The organism is Herbiconiux sp. VKM Ac-1786, assembly GCF_015350805.1.
In the GTDB taxonomy this organism is placed as follows: domain Bacteria; phylum Actinomycetota; class Actinomycetes; order Actinomycetales; family Microbacteriaceae; genus Herbiconiux.
Genome location: NZ_JADKSG010000001.1, coordinates 1,362,257 through 1,382,917 on the forward strand (window position 1 = coordinate 1,362,257; position 20,661 = coordinate 1,382,917).

Annotated in this window: 19 protein-coding genes and 2 tRNA genes; 9 read left to right on the plus strand and 12 right to left on the minus strand. The window is 68.7% G+C overall.

The features are described from left to right. Window positions 1–128 precede the first annotated feature (128 nt). The 7 genes from ITJ64_RS06795 (at window position 129) to pknB (ending at window position 9,261) form a co-directional block, all read left to right on the plus strand. A complete protein-coding gene (locus ITJ64_RS06795; RefSeq protein WP_194679941.1) occupies window positions 129–887 on the plus strand; it encodes a DUF3662 and FHA domain-containing protein in 759 nt (252 codons plus the stop codon). 7 nt (window positions 888–894) lie between these two features. Continuing rightward, window positions 895–1,509, plus strand: coding sequence for an FHA domain-containing protein (locus tag ITJ64_RS06800; RefSeq protein WP_194679942.1), 615 nt, complete (start codon window positions 895–897; stop codon window positions 1,507–1,509). Between the two features lie 3 nt (window positions 1,510–1,512). Then, window positions 1,513–2,862: a Stp1/IreP family PP2C-type Ser/Thr phosphatase gene (locus tag ITJ64_RS06805; RefSeq protein WP_194679943.1), complete on the plus strand. Its 1,350-nt coding sequence runs from the start codon at window positions 1,513–1,515 to the stop codon at window positions 2,860–2,862. Next, a complete protein-coding gene (locus tag ITJ64_RS06810) occupies window positions 2,862–4,259 on the plus strand; it encodes an FtsW/RodA/SpoVE family cell cycle protein (RefSeq protein WP_194679944.1) in 1,398 nt (465 codons plus the stop codon). The genes ITJ64_RS06805 and ITJ64_RS06810 overlap by 1 nt, the downstream gene beginning before the upstream one ends. 4 nt (window positions 4,260–4,263) lie before the next feature. After that, on the plus strand, window positions 4,264–5,715 hold the full coding sequence (locus ITJ64_RS06815; RefSeq protein ID WP_194679945.1) for a penicillin-binding protein 2: 1,452 nt from the start codon (window positions 4,264–4,266) through the stop codon (window positions 5,713–5,715). Further along, the gene (locus ITJ64_RS06820; RefSeq protein WP_194679946.1) at window positions 5,712–7,484 is read left to right on the plus strand and encodes a serine/threonine-protein kinase; all 1,773 of its coding nucleotides are present in this window, start codon (window positions 5,712–5,714) and stop codon (window positions 7,482–7,484) included. The genes ITJ64_RS06815 and ITJ64_RS06820 overlap by 4 nt, the downstream gene beginning before the upstream one ends. Window positions 7,485–7,545: 61 nt before the next feature. Further along, window positions 7,546–9,261, plus strand: coding sequence for a Stk1 family PASTA domain-containing Ser/Thr kinase (gene pknB / locus ITJ64_RS06825; RefSeq protein WP_194679947.1), 1,716 nt, complete (start codon window positions 7,546–7,548; stop codon window positions 9,259–9,261). Window positions 9,262–9,322: 61 nt separating this feature from the next. Here pknB and ITJ64_RS06830 read toward each other — a convergent pair whose 3' ends face one another. From ITJ64_RS06830 to ITJ64_RS06840, 3 genes are read right to left on the minus strand one after another with little or no spacing between them, the layout of a single operon-like run. Beyond that, window positions 9,323–9,961 carry an aminodeoxychorismate/anthranilate synthase component II gene (locus ITJ64_RS06830; RefSeq protein WP_194679948.1) on the minus strand — a complete coding sequence of 213 codons (639 nt, stop codon included), beginning with the start codon at window positions 9,959–9,961 and terminating at the stop codon, window positions 9,323–9,325. Further along, on the minus strand, window positions 9,958–10,119 hold the full coding sequence (locus ITJ64_RS06835) for a hypothetical protein (RefSeq protein WP_194679949.1): 162 nt from the start codon (window positions 10,117–10,119) through the stop codon (window positions 9,958–9,960). The genes ITJ64_RS06830 and ITJ64_RS06835 overlap by 4 nt, the downstream gene beginning before the upstream one ends. Further along, window positions 10,119–10,925, minus strand: a complete 807-nt coding sequence (locus ITJ64_RS06840; RefSeq protein ID WP_194679950.1) for a class E sortase — start codon at window positions 10,923–10,925, stop codon at window positions 10,119–10,121. The genes ITJ64_RS06835 and ITJ64_RS06840 overlap by 1 nt, the downstream gene beginning before the upstream one ends. A gap of 102 nt (window positions 10,926–11,027) precedes the next feature. Between ITJ64_RS06840 and ITJ64_RS06845 the strand changes: the two genes are divergently transcribed. Continuing rightward, entirely contained in the window at window positions 11,028–11,294 is a 267-nt protein-coding gene (locus ITJ64_RS06845; RefSeq protein ID WP_194679951.1) for a cell division protein CrgA, read from the plus strand. 84 nt (window positions 11,295–11,378) lie between these two features. On the opposite strand, the gene ITJ64_RS06850 is transcribed toward ITJ64_RS06845, so the two are convergent. Continuing rightward, window positions 11,379–12,236: a rhomboid family intramembrane serine protease gene (locus ITJ64_RS06850; protein WP_194679952.1), complete on the minus strand. Its 858-nt coding sequence runs from the start codon at window positions 12,234–12,236 to the stop codon at window positions 11,379–11,381. Between the two features lie 22 nt (window positions 12,237–12,258). Next, the gene (locus ITJ64_RS06855) at window positions 12,259–12,798 is read right to left on the minus strand and encodes a peptidylprolyl isomerase (RefSeq protein ID WP_194679953.1); all 540 of its coding nucleotides are present in this window, start codon (window positions 12,796–12,798) and stop codon (window positions 12,259–12,261) included. Window positions 12,799–12,940: 142 nt separating this feature from the next. On the opposite strand from ITJ64_RS06855, the gene ITJ64_RS06860 reads away from it, so the two are divergent. Next, entirely contained in the window at window positions 12,941–13,492 is a 552-nt protein-coding gene (locus ITJ64_RS06860; protein ID WP_194679954.1) for a hypothetical protein, read from the plus strand. Between the two features lie 81 nt (window positions 13,493–13,573). Here ITJ64_RS06860 and ITJ64_RS06865 read toward each other — a convergent pair. The 7 genes from ITJ64_RS06865 to recF form a co-directional block, all read right to left on the minus strand. Further along, a tRNA-Ala gene (locus ITJ64_RS06865) sits at window positions 13,574–13,646 on the minus strand. Window positions 13,647–13,668: 22 nt separating this feature from the next. After that, window positions 13,669–13,742: transfer RNA gene (locus ITJ64_RS06870), tRNA-Ile, on the minus strand. 66 nt (window positions 13,743–13,808) lie between these two features. Continuing rightward, window positions 13,809–14,216 (minus strand): DUF3566 domain-containing protein, encoded by a 408-nt coding sequence (locus ITJ64_RS06875; RefSeq protein ID WP_173182091.1) that lies wholly within the window; start codon window positions 14,214–14,216, stop codon window positions 13,809–13,811. After that, window positions 14,209–16,776, minus strand: a complete 2,568-nt coding sequence (gyrA, locus tag ITJ64_RS06880) for a DNA gyrase subunit A (protein WP_194679955.1) — start codon at window positions 16,774–16,776, stop codon at window positions 14,209–14,211. Before gyrA ends, ITJ64_RS06875 begins: the two co-directional genes overlap by 8 nt. A gap of 21 nt (window positions 16,777–16,797) precedes the next feature. Beyond that, window positions 16,798–18,771, minus strand: coding sequence for a DNA topoisomerase (ATP-hydrolyzing) subunit B (gyrB, locus tag ITJ64_RS06885; protein WP_194679956.1), 1,974 nt, complete (start codon window positions 18,769–18,771; stop codon window positions 16,798–16,800). A gap of 135 nt (window positions 18,772–18,906) precedes the next feature. Beyond that, window positions 18,907–19,416: a DUF721 domain-containing protein gene (locus tag ITJ64_RS06890; RefSeq protein WP_194679957.1), complete on the minus strand. Its 510-nt coding sequence runs from the start codon at window positions 19,414–19,416 to the stop codon at window positions 18,907–18,909. Further along, window positions 19,409–20,659: a DNA replication/repair protein RecF gene (gene recF / locus ITJ64_RS06895; protein WP_194679958.1), complete on the minus strand. Its 1,251-nt coding sequence runs from the start codon at window positions 20,657–20,659 to the stop codon at window positions 19,409–19,411. The genes ITJ64_RS06890 and recF overlap by 8 nt, the downstream gene beginning before the upstream one ends. Window positions 20,660–20,661: the final 2 nt, after the last annotated feature.

The following is a 20,661-nucleotide window of genomic DNA, read 5'->3' on the forward strand; positions in this document are numbered from 1 at the left end:
AGACAAGTAACATCGTCGTAGCATTCACGCCTTAAAGAGCCCGCGCCGCCTGCGCGGAGCTTCGACCGACATCCCGACGCCTCCCTCCCGGGGCCGAGCGATGCCGGGAGAACAGGAAACGGAGAGACGTGGGAATACTGGACAACTTCGAGAAGGGTCTCGAGCGCGCCGTCAACGGCGCCTTCGCGAAGACCTTCCGCTCGGGGCTCCAGCCGGTCGAGATCTCCTCCGCGCTGAAGCGCGAGCTCGACACGAAGGCGGCCGTCGTCTCTCGCGACCGCATCCTCGCGCCCAACAGCTTCCGCGTGCTGCTCGCCTCGGCCGACTACGAGCGCATGACGGGCATCGGCCCGACCCTCGTCGACGACCTCAACCAGATCGTGCAGCAGCACGCCTCCCAGCAGGGCTTCCAGTTCGCGGGCGGCGTCTCCATCGAGCTGGTCGACGACCCCAAGCTCACCACCGGCGTCATCCAGATCGACTCGGCCAACGTGCAGAGCGAGGTCAGCTGGATGCCCGTGCTCGACGTCGCGGGCCGCCGCCACCCGATCACCAAGGCACGCACCGTGGTGGGGCGCGGCAGCGACGCCGACATCACGATCGACGACACCGGCACCTCCCGCAAGCACGTCGAGATCCTGTGGGACGGGCAGCACGCCCAGGCGCGCGACCTCGGCTCCACGAACGGCTCGCAGCTGAACGGCAGCCCGTTCCAGCGGGCGAACCTCGACCCCGACTCCGTCATCCAGATCGGCCGCACCACCATCGTCTTCCGCATCGTCCCGCAGACGGTGCCCGGGTCGGCCGCCCCGCGGAGCGCCCCCCGCAGCACCCCCCGAAGCGCGCCCGGCGGCGGCGCCCCCGATGCCGGCGGATTCTGGCGGTAGCGGGCACATGAGCGAACTCACCCTCCTCATCCTGCAGCTGGCGTTCCTGGCGCTGCTCTGGGTGTTCATCTTCATCGTCGTCTACGCGATGCGCTCCGATCTGTTCGGCCAGCGCGTGCGCAAGCTGCGCGGCGACGCGGCTCCCGCCGCCGCCGGCGCCGCTGCCCAGAAGGCTCCGGCCGCCGCCCAGGCCGCCTCCGCTCCGGCCCAACCGGCCCAACCGGCCCAGCCCGCCCAGCCCGCCCAGCCGGCCCCGCCCGCCCCGAAGGTCCCGACCTTCGTCCCGGCCCCCGGCACCGAGCTCTCCGGCCCGCCGCGTGCCAGCACGGCGAACGCCGGCCGCCTCGTCATCACCTCCGGCCCGAAGAACGGCAGCGAGATCCCGCTCGGCACCGAGCCGCTCACGATCGGCCGCTCGAGCGACTCCAGCGTGGTCATCCGCGACGACTACACCTCCACCCATCACGCCCGCCTGATGGTCTGGGGCGAGGAGTGGGTCATCCAGGACCTCGACTCCACCAACGGCACCTTCCTCGACGGCCAGCGCGTCACCTCCCCCGTCCACGTTCCCCTGAACACGCCGATCCGCATCGGCGCCACGAGCTTCGAACTGCGGCGGTAGCCTGTGGCCATCGTGACCGTGAGCGCGGCCGTGTCCCACGTGGGCAAGATCCGCTCCAACAACCAGGACTCCGGGTTCGCGGGCGAGACGCTCTTCGCGGTGGCCGACGGCATGGGCGGGCACGCGGGCGGCGACGTGGCGAGCGCCCTCGCCCTCCAGCGGCTGGCCGAGATCGACGGCGAGTACAGCTCGGCGGTCGACGCCGAGTTCGCGCTGCAGGAGGCGATCGTCGCCGCGAACGCCGTGCTCACCGAGACGGTGTACGAGCATCCTGAACTCACCGGAATGGGCACCACCCTCAGCGCCCTGGTGCGCGTGGGCCACAGCGTCGCGCTCGCCCACATCGGCGACTCGCGGGTCTACCGCCTTCGCGACGACGTGCTGACGCAGATCACCGTCGACCACACCTTCGTGCAGCGCCTCGTCGACTCGGGCCGCATCACGCCCGAGGAGGCCAAGACCCACCCGCGCCGCTCCGTGCTGATGCGCGTGCTCGGCGACGTCGACGCGGCCCCCGAGGTCGACCTCCAGGTCATGGACACGCGGCCCGGCGACCGGTGGATGCTCTGCTCCGACGGCCTCTCGGGCGTGGTCGAGCACGACGACATCGAGAAGATCCTGAAGAACCAGATCTCGCCGAGCGACGCCGCGAACGCGCTGGTGAAGGAGAGCCTCGACCACGGCGCGCCCGACAACGTCACCGTCGTCGTGGTCGACGTTCACCAGTCGCTCGAGACCCCCGAGGTCGAGCCGGTCATCGTCGGCTCGGCCGCCTCCCCCATCGCCTTCGAGCAGCGCACCGGCCGCCGCACCACCCGCTCCACCAACCTGGCCGGCATCCCGGGCCTCCGCCTGCACCCGCGTGGCCCCGCCAGCACCGAGCCGAGCCACTTCGAGCCCGGCTCCGAGGACTACCTCGACGAGCTGATCGAGGAAGACCGTCGCCGCAGCCGCCGCCGCAAGATCACCTGGCTGGTGGGCACGATCCTCGTGGTCGCCCTGGTCGCCGCGGGTCTCTGGGCCGGCTACCGCTGGACGCAGACCCGCTACTACGTCGGCGAGTCCGACGGCTACGTCTCGATCTACCAGGGCATCCAGCAGGGCGTCGGGCCCATCTCGCTCTCGCACGTCTACCAGCAGACCGAGATCCAGTCCGACGCGCTCACGCCCTACGCGCAGAACCAGGTCGAGAAGACCATCAGCGCCGATTCGGTTCAGGATGCCCGCGAGATCGTCGAGCGCCTGAACTCCGCCACCCCCACCGACGAGGGCACCCCGAGCTCCACGCCGAGCCCCACCCCCGCACCCGGCGGAACCCCGGCGCCCACCCCCACCGAGACCCCGGCCCCGTGATGTCCGCCGCCCCCACCGCTCCCGTCTCCCCGACCCCGGCCGCCACGCCGGGCAAGGGCATCCGGCGCATCCGCGTGCCCCAGAAGCTGCGCAACCTCGAGCTGTTCCTGCTGCTGTTCGTCTGCGCGGTCAACGCCTTCGCGGTCGTGATCGTGCAGTTCGGTGCGCTGGGTTCGGCCGATCTGACCGTCGTGACCCTGGGCGCGGGGCTCGCCGTCCTCGTCTTCGCGATGCACATCGCGCTGCGTCTGGTGGCCACGAACGCCGACCCGTTCATCCTGCCGATCGCCTCGTTGCTGAACGGCATCGGCATCGCGATGATCTACCGCATCGACATCGCCGAGAAGCTCACGGGCTGGGAGTCGACGGCGCTCCGCCAGGTGGTCTGGACCGCGGTGGGCGTGGCGCTCGCCATCGGCGTCATCGTCGTCATCCGCAACCACCGCGTGCTGCAGCGCTACACCTACGTGGCGGGGCTCGTCGCGGGTGTGCTGCTGCTCCTGCCGATGCTGCCGGTGCTCGGCCAGGAGATCAACGGCGCCCGCGTCTGGATCCACGTCGGCTCGTTCTCTTTCCAGCCCGGCGAGGTGGCGAAGATCGCCCTGGCCGTCTTCTTCGCGGGCTACCTGGTCTCGCGCCGGGACAGCCTCTCGATGGTGGGGCGACGGATGCTCGGCCTCCGCTTCCCGCGCGGCCGCGACCTCGGCCCCATCCTCGTGCTCTGGGCCCTCTCGATGGCGATCATCATCTTCCAGCGCGACCTCGGAACGGCGCTGCTCTACTTCGGCCTGTTCGTGGTGATGATCTACGTCGCCACCGGGCGGGCGAGCTGGGTCGTGCTGGGCGTCGGGCTCTTCCTCGCAGGCGGCGTGATCGCCAGCCAGGTGCTCGTCTACGTCAACGACCGCTTCACCAACTGGCTCGACGCCTTCAACCCCGCCAGCTACGACGCCCAGGGCGGCAGCTACCAGCTGGTGCAGGGCCTGTTCGGCCTGGCGAACGGCGGGCTGATCGGCACGGGGCTCGGCGAGGGCCGGCCCGACATCACCCCGCTGGCGCAGAGCGACTACATCATCGCCTCGCTCGGCGAGGAGCTGGGGCTGGCGGGCCTGTTCGCCATCTTCGGCCTCTACCTGCTGTTCATCTCGCGCGGCCTCCGCATCAGCTTCGCGGGGCAGGACGACTTCGGCCGCCTGCTCGGCGTCGGCCTGTCGTTCACCCTGGCGCTGCAGTGCTTCATCGTGATCGGCGGCGTCACCCGGGTGATCCCGCTGACCGGTCTGACGACCCCGTTCCTCGCGGCCGGCGGCTCCTCGCTCGTCGCCAACTGGATCATCGTCGCGCTGCTGCTGCGCCTGTCGGACACAGTGCGCAATCAGCCGAGGCTGGTGATCTAGGGCCGTGACCCGAGAACTCAAGCGCGTGAGCATCGTCGTGTTCGTGATGTTCCTGGCCCTGCTCGTCTCGACGACGCTGATCCAGTTCTTCCAGGCCGACAACCTCGCGAGCGACGCCCGGAACGCCCGCACCATCTACGCCAGCTACGACGTGGAGCGCGGGCCGATCCTCGTCGACGGCCAGCCGATCGCGGTCTCGGTGCCGACGGGTGACGAGTTCAAGTACCAGCGCAGCTACCCGCAGGGCCCGCTCTACAGCGCGGTCACCGGGTACTACACGCTCGGCCAGGGCTCGAGCCAGATCGAGCAGTCGATGAACGACTACCTCAGCGGCACCAGCGACTCGCAGTTCCTCGAGTACCTCGACCGCCTGGTCACGGGTAAGAACCCCCAGGGCGCGTCGGTCGAGCTGACGATCGACCCGGTCGTCCAGCAGGCCGCCTACGACGCGCTCGGCAGCTACCAGGGCGCCGTCGTGGCGATCGAGCCGTCGACCGGGCGCATCCTGGCCATGGTCTCCAAGCCCGACTACGACCCGAACAGCCTGGCCGCGCACGACAGCCAGCAGGTGCTCGACACCTACGACCAGCTGCTGGCCGCCCCGGGCGACCCGCTGATCAACAAGACCATCAACGACCTGAACCCGCCCGGATCGACGTTCAAGATCGTCACCACCTCGGCCGCGCTGCAGAACTCGGGTCTGCCGGTCGACCACACCGAGCCCAACCTCGCGCGGCTGCCCCTGCCCGGCAGCGACGCGACCGTGGCGAACGCCGGCGGCGGCACCTGCGGCGGCGGCGACACGGTCACCATCGCGACCGCGTTCGTGCTCTCCTGCAACATCCCGATGGCCGAGCTCGGCATCGAGATGGGCGAGTCCTCGCTCGGCGACATGGCGAACGCCTTCGGCTTCGGCAGCGAGCTGTCCATCCCGATGGACGTCTCGACCAGCGAGTACCCCCGCGGCCTCGACGACGCGCAGCTCGCCCTCTCGGCCTTCGGCCAGGGCAGCGACGTGGCCACGCCGCTGCAGGTCGCGATGCTCTCGGCCGCGGTCGCCAACGACGGCACGATCATGACGCCCGATCTCATCGACGAGATCCGGGCCCCCGATCTGAGCGTGCTGCAGAGCTTCGAGGCGAAGGAATTCTCGACCCCACTGACCGATGTAACAGCTTCGGAACTTTCGAAGCTGATGGTCGAGGCGGTCGATAACGGCGCGGCTACTAATGCAAGAATAGACGGCGTCAGTGTGGCTGGTAAGACCGGCACCGCAGAGAACGGGGAAGACGATCCCTACACCCTGTGGTTCACCGGTTTCGCCCCGGCTGACAACCCTCGGGTCGCCGTCGCTGTGGTCGTGGAAGACGGCGGTGGGCTGGGCCAATCGGGCACAGGCAACGAATTGGCCGCGCCGATCGCGAAACGAGTACTAGAGGCGGTGCTGAGTAAATGAGACCCACAGCAGGGGTGACCTTCGGGGGCCGGTACGAGCTGTCGAATCGCATCGCGATCGGCGGCATGGGCGAGGTCTGGCAGGCGACCGACCTCGTGATCGGCCGCACCGTCGCGATCAAGATCCTGAAAGACGAATACCTGGGCGACCCGGGCTTCCTCGAGCGCTTCCGCGCCGAGGCCCGGCACGCCGCGCTCGTCAATCACGAGGGCATCGCGAACGTCTTCGACTACGGCGAGGAGGAGGGCAGCGCCTACCTCGTGATGGAGCTGGTGCCCGGTGAGGCGCTCTCCACCATCCTCGAGCGCGAGCACGTGCTCTCCACCGACCGGGTGCTCGACATCGTCGCGCAGACCGCGCTGGCCCTGCAGGCCGCGCACGCCGCGGGCCTCGTGCACCGCGACATCAAGCCCGGCAACCTGCTGATCACGCCCGACGGGCGCGTGAAGATCACCGACTTCGGCATCGCCCGCATCGCCGACCAGGTTCCACTGACCGCGACCGGTCAGGTCATGGGCACCGTGCAGTACCTCTCGCCCGAGCAGGCGAGCGGTCAGCCGGCCTCCCCCACCACCGACATCTACTCGCTCGGCATCGTCGCCTACGAGTGCCTGGCGGGCAAGCGCCCGTTCACGGGCGAGTCGCAGGTCGCGATCGCCATGGCGCAGATCAACGAGACCCCGCCCGACCTGCCGACCACGATCGCCACCCCGGTGCGCAACCTCGTGCTCTCCTGCATCGCGAAGAAGCCCGAAGACCGCCCGTCCTCGACCGGCGCCCTGGCGCGCGCCGCGATGGCGCTGCGTCGTGGCGACATCGCCTCGGCCGCCGCCGCCGTGCCCGCCGTGCTCGGCGACGAGCCGCTGCCCCCCACCTCGGCCACCACCGTCATGCCGACGAACAACGACGCCACCCAGGCCACCACCGTGCTCGCCGCGGCGGGTGCCGGTGCCGCCGGAGGTGCGGCCGCGGCCGCGGCCAACCCGCTGCTGTTCCCGAGCGATCCCGAGACCGACGCGGTCGAGGAGGCCCCGAAGAAGCGCAGCCCGTGGACCTGGCCGCTCATCGTGCTGATCATCATCCTGCTGGTCATCGGCGTGGGAACGCTCGTCACCGTGCTGTTCCAGAACAACGGCGGCGGCAACGCGGTCCCCGCGACCACGCCCACGAGTGCGCCGCCCACCTCGGCGGCCCCCACCACGACGGCTCCGACGCCCACGCCGTCGAACACCCGCATCCCGGTCTCCGAGGCCGAGCTGAAGGGCAAGTCGTTCGCCGACGCCTCGGGCATCCTGGAGGGCATGGGCCTCTCGGCCAGCCGCGTGGTCGGCAACGCCGCCCCCTCCGCCGACCAGGTCGACGTCGTCTACCAGGCCACCCCCGTCGGCAACGTCGACCCTGGCACGACCATCCAGCTCACCGTCTACGGCGACGTGATCGTGCCCGACTCGCCCACCTCGGCGCCCACCACGAACTCGGGCAGCGTCGAACCGGGTGAGAACTTCACGGTCTCCTGGTCGTCCTACAGCTGCCCCTCGGGCACCACGCTCGACGGGTACACGCTGCAGGCCACCAACGCCACGCTGCAGGCCGAGCCGGGAACCGCCACGAGCGCGGAGTTCACGGCGACGGGTGCCGAGACCTCGACCATCGAGATCAAATACCAGGTCACCTGCTCCGGCTCGGCCTCGGGCTTCTCGCCGGCACTCACCCTCTCGATCTCCGGTGGCGGCCCGACGCCCAAGCCCACCGAGACGCCCGAAGGTTGAGCTCGACCGGTAGCCTGACCTCGACACCTGTCCGTTTGACGATCCCCGTGGAGCAGCACCTGTGACCGACGACACCCGCCTCCTCGCCGGGAGGTATCGCATCGGCGAGCTCATCGGGCGCGGTGGCATGTCGAACGTCTACTCGGGGCGCGACGAGCGGCTCGGCCGTCAGGTGGCCATCAAGCTCCTGAAGTCCTCGCTCGCCGGCGACCCGGTGTTCCGCACCCGCTTCCGCCAGGAGGCGCAGGCCGCGTCGCGGATGGCGCATCCCACCATCGTGCGCGTCTTCGACGCCGGCGAGGAGCGGGTGGCCGAAGCCGGTGGCTTCGAGGGCATCGTGCCGTTCATCGTGATGGAGTTCGTCGAGGGCAAGCTGCTCAAGGACGTGATCAAGGAGGGCCCGGTCGACTCGGCCGAGGCGATCCGCATCACCGAGGGCATCCTGACCGCGCTGGAGTACTCGCACCGCGCCGGCGTCGTGCACCGCGACATCAAGCCGGGCAACGTGATGATCACGCACGGCGGCCAGGTCAAGGTGATGGACTTCGGCATCGCCCGGGCCATCTCCGACTCCTCGGCGACCGTCGCGCAGACCACCGCGATCCTCGGCACCGCCCAGTACTTCTCGCCCGAGCAGGCCCGTGGCGAGTCGGTCGACGCCCGCACCGACCTCTACTCCACCGGTGTCGTGCTGTTCGAGATGCTCACCGGCCAGCCGCCCTTCAAGGGCGAGACCCCCGTCGCCGTCGCCTATCAGCACGTCAGCGAGATGCCGGTCGCGCCGTCGACGATCAACGCGCAGGTGTCGCCGGCGATCGATCAGGTCACGCTGCACGCCCTCGCGAAGGACCGCTTCGCGCGGTTCCAGAACGCGGTCGAGTTCCGCACCGACCTGCAGATCGCCGGCGCGGGCAAGATCCCGTCGAAGCGCGTGCCGGCCGACGACTTCCAGTCCTCCCTCTTCGGAGCGCCGCCGAGCCTCACGCAGGGCACCGACTCCGCGCTCACCCAGCTCGCCGGCGACGACGAGTACTCGGTGCGCACGCAGTCCCGGCCCCCGGTGGTCTGGATCTGGGCGGGCGTCGTCTCGGTCGCGGTCATCCTCGTGGCGATCGTGTTCTGGGTGCTGACGCTCACCCCCACCGACACCCTGCCCTCCACCTCGCGTGAGATCCCCACCATGACCGGGCAGAGCTACGAGGCGGCCGACGCCACGCTGCAGCAGCTCGACCTGGTGACCGCGCGCTACGACGTCTACAGCGACACCGTGCCCGCGGGCCAGGTCGTCGACACCGACCCGCCCGCCGGCACGATCGTCGGGCCGGGCACGGTCATCGACGTGCGGGTGTCGCAGGGCCGCCAGTCGGTCACGGTGCCCACCGTCAGCGGTCAGTCGGCGACGGATGCGAGCACGGCGCTCACGACGGCCGGCTTCTCGGTCGGCCAGACCGTCAAGGAGAACTCCCCCGACGTGCCGTCGGACATCGTCATCCGCACCGATCCCGAGGGCGGCACCGGCGGCTTCGCGGGCGACACGATCGACCTGGTCGTCTCGACCGGGCTCGTCTCGGTGCCCGACGTCACCGGTGAGCCCTACACCGACGCGCAGACGACCCTCGCCGGCCTGCAGCTCGAGGTCACGGTGCAGCCCGATCCGGGCTGCGCGGCGACCCCGCAGAGCCCGGGCGTGAGCCAGCCGGTGTCGAGCCAGTCGATCCGCGAGGGCGACGCCGCTCAGAAGTCGGCGATCACGATCTTCTACTGCAGCGGCGCCTGAGCCCGCTCACGACGTGGGCCGCCGCCCTGCGGCAGCGTGACGCCGCCGGGGCGCGCCGGCGTCAGACCGCGCGCAGCAGCGGGTTGAGCGTGGCGGCGCGCTCGGGAGCCTCGGCGAGGCCGGCCGTCGCGAGCCAGTTGCCGAGCATCCGGTACCCGCCCTCGGTGAGCACCGACTCGGGGTGGAACTGCACGCCGTAGACCGGTGCGGTGACGTGACGCACGCCCATGATGACGCCGCCGTCGGTGCGCGAGGTGACCACGAGGGAGTCGGGAACCGTGCCGTCGACCACGGCCAGCGAGTGGTACCGGGTGGCCGTGAAGCCGTCGGGCACGCCGTCGTAGAACGGGTCGTCGTCGTGCCGGATGACCGAGGTCTTGCCGTGCATGAGCTCTTCGGCGTTCGTGACCGTGGCGCCGAGCGCCTCGGCGATGGCCTGGTGCCCGAGGCACACGCCGAGCAGCGGGGTGCCCGATTCGAGTGCGGCCAGCACGACCGGGATGGAGACCCCGGCGTCGGAGGGCTTGCCGGGGCCGGGAGAGACGAGCACGGCGTCGTAGCCCGCGATGGTCTCGGCCGCGTCGGACGCCTCGAAGGAGTCGTTGCGCACGACCTCGGTCTCGGCGCCGAGCTGCTGCAGGTAGCCGTTCAGCGTGTAGACGAAGCTGTCGTAGTTGTCGATCACGAGCACGCGGGTCATCGATCCACCGTCACTTCCTGGGCGGGGGCCGTCATCTGATCGACCCAGGGGAACACGAAGAAGGCCAGCAGGTAGAGCACCGCCGCGAGCAGCACGAGCACGATCAGGATGCGCAGCCAGACCGGCCCGGGGATCAGTCGCCAGAGCGTCGCGTACATCAGGCTCCCACCAGTCCGGAGATCTCGGCCGGAGCCCCGGCCGACCTCGGCGTCCAGTCCGTCAGCACCGAGTAGGCGATGATGCGCTCGCTCGCCACGTAGAGCGGGTTGCAGCTCGTCATGGTGAGGATGCGGTCGGTCGGTGCGGCGTTCGGCACCTGGGGCACGGGGTCGATCACGCCGACGCCGTAGGGCGTCACGTACTCGAGACCTCGGAAGGTGTAGGTGTACCAGCCCGCCTGGGTCTCGACGTAGATCTTGTCGCCCAGCTGCAGCTCGTTGATCTTCAGGAACGGGCTGCCCCAGCCGTCCCGGTGCGCCGCGATCGCGAAGTTGCCGACCTCGCCCGGCATCTGCGTGGAGGTGTAGTGGCCGGCGCCGCCCTTGTTCAGCACCGACCGGGGGTCGACGCCCTCGGCGATGGTCTTCTTGAAGTCGGAGCCGAAGCGCGGCACGTAGACCACGGCGAACTCCTCGGCATCGCCGGGTGCCGCCTCGCCGGCGGGGGCGGGGGGCTCGCCGTAGGCGAAGGCCGGGGTCGCGGTCGTGCCGTCGGTGGCCGGAGCGGCGGGAGCCGGCACGGCGTCGTCGCCCCCGGACTGCCAGCCGTCGATGAGCTGATCGGCGTCGGAGGCCTGCTGGTTGCTCAGCATCACGCCGTTCAGCGTGAACTGCCAGCCGAGGAAGAGGAGCACCAGCACCCCGGCCGTGATCAGCAGCTCGCCGAAGACGCCGACGATGCGGGAGACCAGGCCGCGCTTGCGCCGTCGCGGACGCCGGAGCTCGCCCTGCACGCTGTCGGTCATGCCCACAATCCTAGGAGTTGTGGCTGGGCAGCGGCCACGAAGGCGGCAGCCTGTGGAGAACCGGTGGAGAACGGGGGATGAATCCCCGTTAGAATCATCGGCATGGCCCGAGACAAAGCATCCACGAAGGACCTCGCCCGTCGCAACCGCGACGTCCAGCGCACCAGCTCCGACGATTCGGCACAGGCGCCCAACCCGGTCTGGTTCAAGCCGGTCATGTTCGGGTTAATGATCGTCGGTCTGCTGTGGATCATCGTGTTCTACGTGAGCCAGGGCCTGTTCCCCGTGCCCGACCTCGGCAGCTGGAACATCCTGATCGGCTTCGGCATCGCCTTCATCGGCTTCATCATGACCACCAGGTGGCGCTGAACTACACCGGTGTGATTATCCCCAATGTGGAAACTCCTGTGGAGAATTCCACAATGTGGATAACTCTGTTAGTCGTTCTAGCAATCAGACGAGTGCGCGAACCACGGTGAGGGCCACCAGGGCCACCGCGATGCCCGCGACACCGGCGATCTGCACGGTGCGCTGACGCCGGTTGCGGGTGCGCACGTAGACGAGCGCCACCAGCCCGCCGGCGACGATGCCGCCGACGTGCGCCTGCCACGAGATGCCCGGAACGAAGAAGCCCCAGGCGAGGTTGAGCACCACCAGCACCACGAACTGGATGCTGTTGCCGCCCAGATGCCGGTTGATGATGAAGAAGGCGCCCATCAGGCCGAAGATCGCTCCCGACGCTCCGACTGTGCCCTGCATCGGGTCGCCGAGCAGGTCGACCGCCACCGAGCCGCCGAGACCGGCGATCAGGTAGAGCGCGAGATAGCGGCCCCTCCCGAGCATCCGCTCGAGCACCCCGCCGAAGATGAACAGCGAGTACATGTTCAGCAGGATGTGCAGCGGCAGCAGGGAGGCCGTGGAGTGCGTGAAGATCGCCGTGATCATGCGCCACGGCTCGAGCGGGGCGCCGGTCTCGGGCTGCACGTACGCCGGGGCGAAGAGCAGGGCGTTGGTGACACCGAGCCCCGGGATGAGCTGCAGCCCGAAGACCACGACGCAGAGTGCGATCAGCGCATAGGTGACGACGGGGGCGTCGGCCCCGGTCAGCCTCCGGGCGAACGCGCGGCTGCGCTTCGGGCGGGGGATGCTCGCCCGGTCTCGGCGCGCGCACTCGACGCAGTGCACACCGACCGCCGCCTGCACCTGGCACTCGGGGCAGACGGTGCGCCCGCAGCGCTGGCAGAGCACGAAGCTCTGCCGGCCGGGGTGGCGGTAGCAGTAGTTGTCGGCCGAGACCGGGGCGCTCGTCATCGGAGGGTCAGCAGTGCTGGTCTCAGACCTCGGTGACGGTGACGTTCTCGAGCACGACCTCGTCGAGCGGACGGTCGTAGGCGTCGGTGGCCACACCGGCCAGCTTGTCGACGATGCGGCGCGAGGCGTCGTCGGCGACCTCGCCGAAGATGGTGTGCTTGCCCTGCAGCCAGGTGGTCGGGCCGACGGTGATGAAGAACTGCGAGCCGTTCGTGCCCTTGCCGCCCTGGAGGCCGGCATTCGCCATGGCCAGGATGTAGGGCTCGGTGAAGTCGAGCTCCGGGTTGATCTCGTCGTCGAAGCGGAAGCCGGGGCCGCCGGTGCCGTTGCCCAGCGGGTCGCCGCCCTGGATCATGAAGCCCGGGATGATGCGGTGGAAGACGATGTTCTCGTAGAGCGGCGCCGTGGTGGGCTTGCCGGTCTTGGGGTCGGTCCACTCGAGCCCGCCGGTGGCGAGGCCGATGAAGTTCTTGACGGTCTTGGGAGCCTGGTGACCGTACAGGTTCACGACGATGGGGCCGTGGTTGGTGGTGATGGTGGCGACATGGGTGTGTGCGGGCATGGGTCGATTCTGTCACATCGGCACGCGTCATCCAGTGAAGGTCCAGGCGATGGGGAGCGGATGATCAGGGCCGCGAACTACTGCCGCGGTGCAGAGCGTGCCAAGATGAAGTTGTCCGTGCTTTCGCCGATGGAGGTTTCCCATGAGTCTTTCCCGCAAGCGTCGCAAGGCGCTCAAGCGCCTGAAGGGTTCGGCAGAAGAACTGTGGCTCGACCAGCAGGATGTGCTCGACCGTGCCAACACGATCATCCGTGAGGCCGGCAAGCAGGCCGGCTACCTCTCGGAGGAGCAGGTCAAGCCCCGCGTCAAGAGCGCTGTCGACTCCGTCGCCCCCACGGTGAGCCGCAAGGTCGCCGAGGTCAAGGTGGCCGGCTCGACCGTGAAGAAGCAGTTCTCCTCCGAGGTCGTCCCCGCGCTCGCCTCGACGCTCGGCTCCGCCGCAGCGGTGCTGCAGTCCTCGAAGAACCCGGAGTTCCTGAAGGACGCCGGCAAGAAGGTCAAGCAGGCCAGCAAGGCCGTCAAGAAGTCGGCCCCGAAGTCGGGCGGCTCGAAGGTCGGCACGGCCTTCGTCGTCAGCCTCGGCGTCGTGGCCCTCGTCGGTGTCGGCTACGCCCTCTGGCAGACCTTCCGCGCCGACGACGAGCTCTGGATCGCCGACGAGGACCCGGAGCCCGAGACCAACCCCGAGAGCTGACCCCAGCCCCTCTACGACAGAAGCCCCTCACCGACCGGTGGGGGGCTTCTTCGTTTCAGCTGCTGCGACGTTCACGTCGAGTGGAGCCTGGGAGAATCGAACTCCCGACATCCTGCTTGCAAAGCAGGCGCTCTACCAACTGAGCTAAGGCCCCTTTCGGGGAGTGGATCTATGGGTGGGGCTACAAGGACTTGAACCTTGGACCTCTTCGTTATCAGCGAAGCGCTCTAACCGCCTGAGCTATAGCCCCGTTTTTTTGACCAGGGTAGAGATTACCCTACGCAGTGCCCGATCACACAATCGAGCCGGTCGGGCGTCACTTGTTGGTGAAGCCGAGCATGATGCCGCCCGTGATCCGGACGGCCAGGTTGTACAGCGCGGCCCAGATCGCTCCGAGCGCGGTGATGACGATGACGTTCAGGATGGCCACGACGATCGAGAAGCCCATCACCTGCGGAAGCGACGCGAAGTCGAACAGGTCGAAGTTGCCGGCGCCCGCGATGTCCTGCAGCAGCGTGTTGATCGAGTCGAACACACCGGTCTGGTTCAGCACCGACCACACCAGGAAGCTGGCGACCACGGTCACGATGCCGAGGATGATGGCGAGCAGGAACGAGATCTTCAGCACCGACCAGAAGTCGATGTAGACCAGCTTCAGCCGGACCTGCTTGGTGTTGGCGACTCTTGCCGTTTTCTTCGCGAATTTGTCGCCAAGATTACTCATCCGTCGTTACGTCCTCTCCAGGCGCAGACCCGGCGTCTGCGCTCTCCTCGAGTGCCTCGGTCAACACGGGTTCTGCACCCGCCTCGAGCTCGGACTCCAGGTTGCGTTCGGTGTTCTTGGCCACCGCGATGATGCGATCATCGTCCGCGAAGCGGGCGAAGACCACGCCCATCGTGTCGCGTCCCTTGGCCGGAACTTCGGCCACGGCAGAGCGTACCACCTTGCCACTGGCAAGAACCACAAGGACCTCGTCGTCCTCCCCGACGATCAGGGAGCCGATCAGATCGCCCCGTGCGTCCTGCAGCTTGGCCACCTTGATGCCCAGTCCGCCGCGTCCCTGCACGCGGTACTCGTCGACCGAGGTGCGCTTGGCGTAGCCCCCTTCGGTGACGATGAACACGAATCCCTCGTCGGAGACGACGGAGGCGCCCTGCAGCGAGTCGTCGCCGCGGAACTTCATGCCGATGACGCCGGAGGTCGCGCGGCCCATCGGCCGCAGCGCCTCGTCGCTCGCCGTGAAGCGGATCGACATGCCCTTCTTGGACACCAGCAGCAGGTCGCTGTCCTCGTCGACCAGCAGCGCCGAGACGAGCTCGTCGTCGTCGCGCAGGTTGATCGCGATGATGCCGCCGGAGCGGTTCGTGTCGTACTCGGTCAGTGACGTCTTCTTCAGCAGACCGCCCTTGGTGGCGAGCACCAGGTACTGCGCGGTCTTGTAGTCGCGGATGTCGAGGATCTGCGTGATCTGCTCGTCGGGCGCGAGCGCGAGCAGGTTGGCGACGTGCTGCCCCTTGGCGTCGCGTCCGGCCTCCTGCAGCTCGTACGCCTTGGCGCGGTAGACGCGGCCGCGGTTCGTGAAGAACAGCAGCCAGTGGTGCGTCGTCGTGACGAAGAAGTGCTCGACCACGTCATCCGCCCGCAACTGGGCGCCCTTGACGCCCTTGCCGCCCCGGTGCTGGCTGCGGTAGTTGTCGCTGCGCGTGCGCTTGACGTACCCGCCGCGGGTGACGGTGACGACCATCTCCTCCTCGGGGATGAGGTCTTCGATGTTCATGTCGCCGTCGAAGCCGAACATGATCTCGGTGCGCCGGTCGTCGCCGAACTTCTCGACGATCTCGCTGAGCTCTTCGGTGATGATCTCGCGCTGACGCTGCGGGCTGCCGAGGATGACGTTGTACTCGTCGATCTTCAGCTGGAGCGCCTCGGCCTCCTCCTGGATCTTCTGGCGCTCGAGGGCGGCCAGACGGCGCAGCTGCAGCTCGAGGATGGCGCGGGACTGCAGCTCGTCGATGTCGAGCAGCTCCATCAGGCCGTCGCGGGCCTCCTCGACCGTGGGCGAGCGGCGGATCAGCGCGATGACCTCGTCGAGTGCGTCGAGCGCCTTGAGGTAGCCGCGCAGGATGTGCATGCGGGCCTCGGCCTCGCGCAGGCGGAAGCGGGTGCGCCGCACGATGACGTCGATCTGGTGCGCGACCCACTCGGTGATGAAGCCGTCGAGCGGGAGGGTGCGCGGGATGCCGTCGACGATCGCCAGCATGTTGGCGCCGAAGTTCTCCTGCAGCGAGGTGTGCTTGTAGAGGTTGTTCAGCACCACCTTGGCGACCGCGTCACGCTTCAGCACGATCACGAGGCGCTGCCCGGTGCGGCCCGAGGTCTCGTCACGGATGTCGGCGATGCCCGAGAGCCGACCGTCCTTGACGAGGTCGGCGATCTTGATGGCCAGGTTGTCGGGGTTGACCTGGTAGGGCAGCTCGGTGACGACGAGGCAGGTGCGGCCCTGGAGCTCCTCGACGTTGACGACGGCGCGCATGGTGATGGAGCCGCGGCCCGTGCGGTAGGCGTCGTGGATGCCCTTGACGCCGAGGATCTGGGCGCCGGTCGGGAAGTCGGGGCCCTTGATGCGCTGCATCAGGGCCTCGAGCAGCTCCTCGCGGGAGGCCTCGGGGTTCTCGAGGTACCAGACGGCGCCGGCGGCGACCTCGCGCAGATTGTGCGGCGGGATGTTCGTGGCCATGCCGACCGCGATGCCGACCGAGCCGTTGACCAGCAGGTTCGGGAAGCGGCTCGGCAGCACGACGGGCTCGAGCGTGCGGCCGTCGTAGTTGTCCTGGAAGTCGACGGTCTCTTCCTGGATGTCGCGCACCATCTCGAGCGCGAGCGGGGCCATCTTCGTCTCGGTGTACCGGGGGGCGGCGGCGCCGTCGTTGCCGGGCGAGCCGAAGTTGCCCTGGCCGAGGGCCAGCGGGTAGCGCAGGCTCCAGGGCTGGATGAGACGCACGAGGGTGTCGTAGATCGACGTGTCGCCGTGCGGGTGGAACTGACCCATCACCTCGCCGACCACGCGGGCCGACTTCGAGAACGCGCGGTCGGGGCGGTAGCCGCCGTCGTACATCGCGTAGATCACGCGGCGGTGCACGGGCTTCAGCCCGTCGCGCACGTCGGGCAGGGCGCGCCCGACGATCACGCTCATCGCGTAGTCGAGGTAGGAGCGCTGCATCTCCAGCTGGAGATCGACCTGCTCGATGCGATCGCCGGCGGGCGGAGTGATTTCGTCAGTCATGTGTCAGTCTCGATCGAAGGGTCAGATGTCCAGGAAGCGCACGTCTTTGGCGTTCTTCTGGATGAAGTTGCGGCGCGACTCGACGTCTTCGCCCATCAGGGTGGAGAAGATCTCGTCGGCCGCGGCCGCGTCGTCGAGGGTGATCTGGCGAAGGGTGCGCGTGTCGGGGTCCATCGTGGTGTCCCAGAGCTCGCGGTAGTCCATCTCGCCGAGACCCTTGTAGCGCTGGATGCCGTTCTCCTTGGGCATCCGCTTGCCCGCGGCCTGTCCGTCGACCAGCAGCGCGTCGCGCTCGGCGTCGGAGTAGACGTACTCGTGGGGCGAGTTCGACCACTTCAGGCGGTAGAGCGGCGGCATCGCGAGGTAGACGTAGCCGAGCTCGATCAGCGGGCGCATGTAGCGGAACACCAGGGTCAGCAGCAGCGTGGTGATGTGCTGGCCGTCCACATCGGCATCGGCCATCAGCACGATCTTGTGGTACCGCGCCTTGTCGGGGTTGAAGTCCTCGCCGATGCCGGCGCCGAACGCCGTGATCATCGCCTGCACCTCGTTGTTGCCGAGGGCCCGGTCGAGGCGCGCCTTCTCGACGTTCAGGATCTTGCCTCGCAGCGGCAGGATGGCCTGGGTCTCGGGGTTGCGGCCCTGGATGGCGGAGCCGCCGGCCGAGTCGCCCTCGACGATGAAGATCTCGCTCTTCGCGGGATCGCGGCTCGAGCAGTCCTTCAGCTTGCCGGGCATGCCGCCGCCCTCGAGCAGGCCCTTGCGGCGGGTCTGCTCGCGAGCCTTGCGGGCGGCGAGGCGGGCCTGCGAGGCCTGGATGGCCTTGCGGATGATGTCGCGCGCCTGCACCGGGTTGCGGTCGAACCAGTCGGTGAGCTCGGTGCCGACGACCTTCTGCACGAAGGCCTTCGCCTCGGTGTTGCCGAGCTTGGTCTTCGTCTGGCCCTCGAACTGCGGCTCGGCGAGCTTGATCGAGATGACGGCCGTCAGACCCTCGCGCACGTCGTCGCCGGAGAGGTTGTCGTCCTTCTCCTTGATGATGTTCTTCTCACGCGCGTAGCGGTTCACCAGCGAGGTGAGCGCCGCGCGGAAGCCCTCCTCATGGGTGCCGCCCTCGTGCGTGTTGATCGTGTTGGCGTAGGTGTGGACGCTCTCGGTGTAGCCCGTCGTCCACTGCATCGCCACCTCGAGTGCGATCTTGCGCTCGGTGTCCTCCTGCTCGAAGGAGATGATCTCCTCGTTCACGAGGTCGGCCTTCTTCGAGCGGTTGAGGTACTCGACGTAGTCCTTCAGACCGTTCTCGTAGAGGTAGGTGACCGAGGTCTCCTCCTCGTCGCCCGATTCGCCATCCCGCTCATCCGTCAGCTTGATGGCGAGGCCCTTGTTCAGGAAGGCCATCTGCTGGAAGCGCGCACGCAGCGTCTCGTAGTCGAACTCGACGGTCTCGAAGATGTCGGCGTTCGGCCAGAAGGTGATGCGGGTGCCGGTCTCGGTGGTCGACTCGCCCTTCTCGAGGGGGGCCTGGGGCACACCGATCTTGTAGCTCTGGCGGTAGACGCTGCCCTGACGGCGCACCTCGACGTCGAGCTCGCTCGACAGCGCGTTCACGACCGACGAGCCCACACCGTGCAGACCACCCGAGACCGCGTAGCCGCCACCGCCGAACTTTCCACCGGCGTGCAGGATGGTGAGGACGACCTCGACGGTCGACTTCTTCTGCACGGGATGGATGTCGACCGGGATGCCTCGGCCGTTGTCGGTGACGGTGATGCCGCCGTCTTTGCGCATGACCACTTCGATGTGGGTGGCGTAGCCGGCGAGCGCCTCATCGACGGAGTTGTCGACGATCTCGTATACCAGGTGGTGCAAGCCTCGAGGCCCTGTCGAGCCGATGTACATGCCGGGGCGCTTGCGCACCGCTTCGAGGCCTTCGAGAACCTGGATCTGGTCGGCGCCGTACTCGTTGTCGGGGTGGACCTTGTCCGATTCAGACATATGGAAATGGGCTCCTCAGTGCCGCGCCCAACGGCCGGGCAGGCGACCCTTAATTCTATCAAACCCGGGATGGGAAAAAGCGGTCAGACGCCCCGTAGAGGAGATTTCTCCACAGCCGTGACCATATTTGCCCCGTCAACCGTAGGTATCGCGAGGACCCCGCCCTGGAATCGATCTGGAGCCCCGTTTCCACGACGGGGCGTGGGGGGCTTCGAAGCGGATCGACTCGATGCCGGCCTCGGGGAACCGCTGAGCAATCGTCGTCATGATCAGCACCCGCATGTGCCGCAGCTGCGTCGCCCAGGCCGTCGAGTCGCACTGCACCGTCAGCACCGAGTCGGTGATGCCGATCGGCCGGCTGTGCTCGGCGGTCTCGGGCCCGGCGATCTCGGTCCAGGCGAGCAGCAGGTCGCTCTTCGCGAGCGACGATCCCCAGCCGAGCTCGCCGGCGAGCCCCGACATCACGTCGCCAAGGCCCTTGGGGTCGCGGCCGACGCCGTAGGGCACGCTCGCCTCGTCGTCGCCGCGGGCCCTCGTCTTCTTCTCGCGCCACCGGGCGGCCCGGGAGGTGGGGTCGCCGAACGCGGTCTTCAGGCGCAGGTAGACGTTCTGCGACTCGGGGTTGCGGCGGGTGGGTTCAGGCATCTCGCGCCTCGGCAGCATCCGGGTCCGCCGGCGCGTCCGGCGCGTCCGGCGCTTCCGGCGCGTCCGGCGCGTCCGGCGCCTCCACGATCGCACCCGCCTCGATGCGCACGGTGTGCGCCGTCAGCGCCTCGGGCACGTCGTCGTACACCGCGGCCGTGATGAGCACCTGCTCGTAGTCCTTCACCGCATCCGCCAGCCGCCCCCGCCGGCGCTGGTCGAGCTCGGCGAACACGTCGTCGAGGATGACGATCGGGTCACCCGTCGAGGAGTCGGCCCGCAGCAGCTCGGCGCACGCGAGCTTCAGCGCGAGCGCGAACGACCACGACTCACCGTGGCTCGCGTACCCCTTGGCCGGCAGAATGTTCAGGCGGAACAGCACATCGTCGCGGTGCGGCCCCACCAGCGTGATGCCGCGATCGCGCTCGGCCCGGGCCACCCGCTCGAGCGCGGAGCGGAAGGCCTCGGCGAGCTGCTCGCGCGACAGTGCCGGGGCGGCGCTCGTCGTGGCGTCGCCCACGGCGTCGTCGTCGGTCTCCGGATGCTCGGACAGCACACTCATCACGACCTCGAGTGTCGGCTCCTGATCCGACCCCGCCACCGCCTGGTACGCCTCGCGCACGAAGGGCCCCAGCGCGTCGACGATCGCGAGCCGCTCGGCCATGATCTCGGAGCCGAGTTCGACGAGCCGCTCGTTCCAGAGTTCGAGGGTGCTCAGCTTCGCATCCTTCAGACCGGATGCCCGTGCCGATTTCAGCAGGGCGTTGCGCTGCTTGAGCACCCGCTCGTAGTCGGCGAACACCCCGAGCAGGCGCGGTGCCTTCGCCCCGAGCAGGGCGTCGACGAACCGCCGCCGGGTGGACGGCTCGCCCCGCACCAGCGCCAGGTCCTCCGGCGCGAACAGCACGGTGGAGATGTACCGCGGCAGCTCGCGGGGCTTGATCGCCGCGCGGTTGACCTGCGCGCGGTTCGCCGCCGAGCGGTTCAGCTGCAGCTCGACGAGCAGCTCCCGGCCCTCGTGCTCGAGCCGGGCCCGGACGATCGCGGCGTCCTCACCCGCGCGGATGAGGGCCTGATCGTTCGAGACCCGGTGCGAGCCGAGCGTGCTGAGGTACCCCAGCGATTCGACGAGGTTCGTCTTGCCCTGACCGTTCCGGCCCACGAACAGGTTCGCGCCCGGCTCCAGCCCCACCTCCGCGGTGCGGTAGTTGCGGAAGTCGGTGAGGCTGAGATGACGGACGATCACGA

Bases quoted from the DNA above. Each gene is read 5' to 3' on its own strand.
- ITJ64_RS06890 (WP_194679957.1), bottom strand. From the start codon at position 19,416: ATGCCTGAACCCACCCGCCGCAACCCCGAGTCGCAGAACGTCTACCTG.
- gyrA (WP_194679955.1), bottom strand. From the start codon at position 16,776: ATGACTGACGAAATCACTCCGCCCGCCGGCGATCGCATCGAGCAGGTC.
- ITJ64_RS06875 (WP_173182091.1), bottom strand. From the start codon at position 14,216: ATGAGTAATCTTGGCGACAAATTCGCGAAGAAAACGGCAAGAGTCGCC.
- ITJ64_RS06810 (WP_194679944.1), top strand. From the start codon at position 2,862: ATGTCCGCCGCCCCCACCGCTCCCGTCTCCCCGACCCCGGCCGCCACG.
- ITJ64_RS06830 (WP_194679948.1), bottom strand. From the start codon at position 9,961: ATGACCCGCGTGCTCGTGATCGACAACTACGACAGCTTCGTCTACACG.
- ITJ64_RS06860 (WP_194679954.1), top strand. From the start codon at position 12,941: ATGAGTCTTTCCCGCAAGCGTCGCAAGGCGCTCAAGCGCCTGAAGGGT.
- ITJ64_RS06835 (WP_194679949.1), bottom strand. From the start codon at position 10,119: ATGTACGCGACGCTCTGGCGACTGATCCCCGGGCCGGTCTGGCTGCGC.
- ITJ64_RS06840 (WP_194679950.1), bottom strand. From the start codon at position 10,925: ATGACCGACAGCGTGCAGGGCGAGCTCCGGCGTCCGCGACGGCGCAAG.
- ITJ64_RS06855 (WP_194679953.1), bottom strand. From the start codon at position 12,798: ATGCCCGCACACACCCATGTCGCCACCATCACCACCAACCACGGCCCC.
- gyrB (WP_194679956.1), bottom strand. From the start codon at position 18,771: ATGTCTGAATCGGACAAGGTCCACCCCGACAACGAGTACGGCGCCGAC.
- ITJ64_RS06845 (WP_194679951.1), top strand. From the start codon at position 11,028: ATGGCCCGAGACAAAGCATCCACGAAGGACCTCGCCCGTCGCAACCGC.
- ITJ64_RS06850 (WP_194679952.1), bottom strand. From the start codon at position 12,236: ATGACGAGCGCCCCGGTCTCGGCCGACAACTACTGCTACCGCCACCCC.
- ITJ64_RS06820 (WP_194679946.1), top strand. From the start codon at position 5,712: ATGAGACCCACAGCAGGGGTGACCTTCGGGGGCCGGTACGAGCTGTCG.
- ITJ64_RS06800 (WP_194679942.1), top strand. From the start codon at position 895: ATGAGCGAACTCACCCTCCTCATCCTGCAGCTGGCGTTCCTGGCGCTG.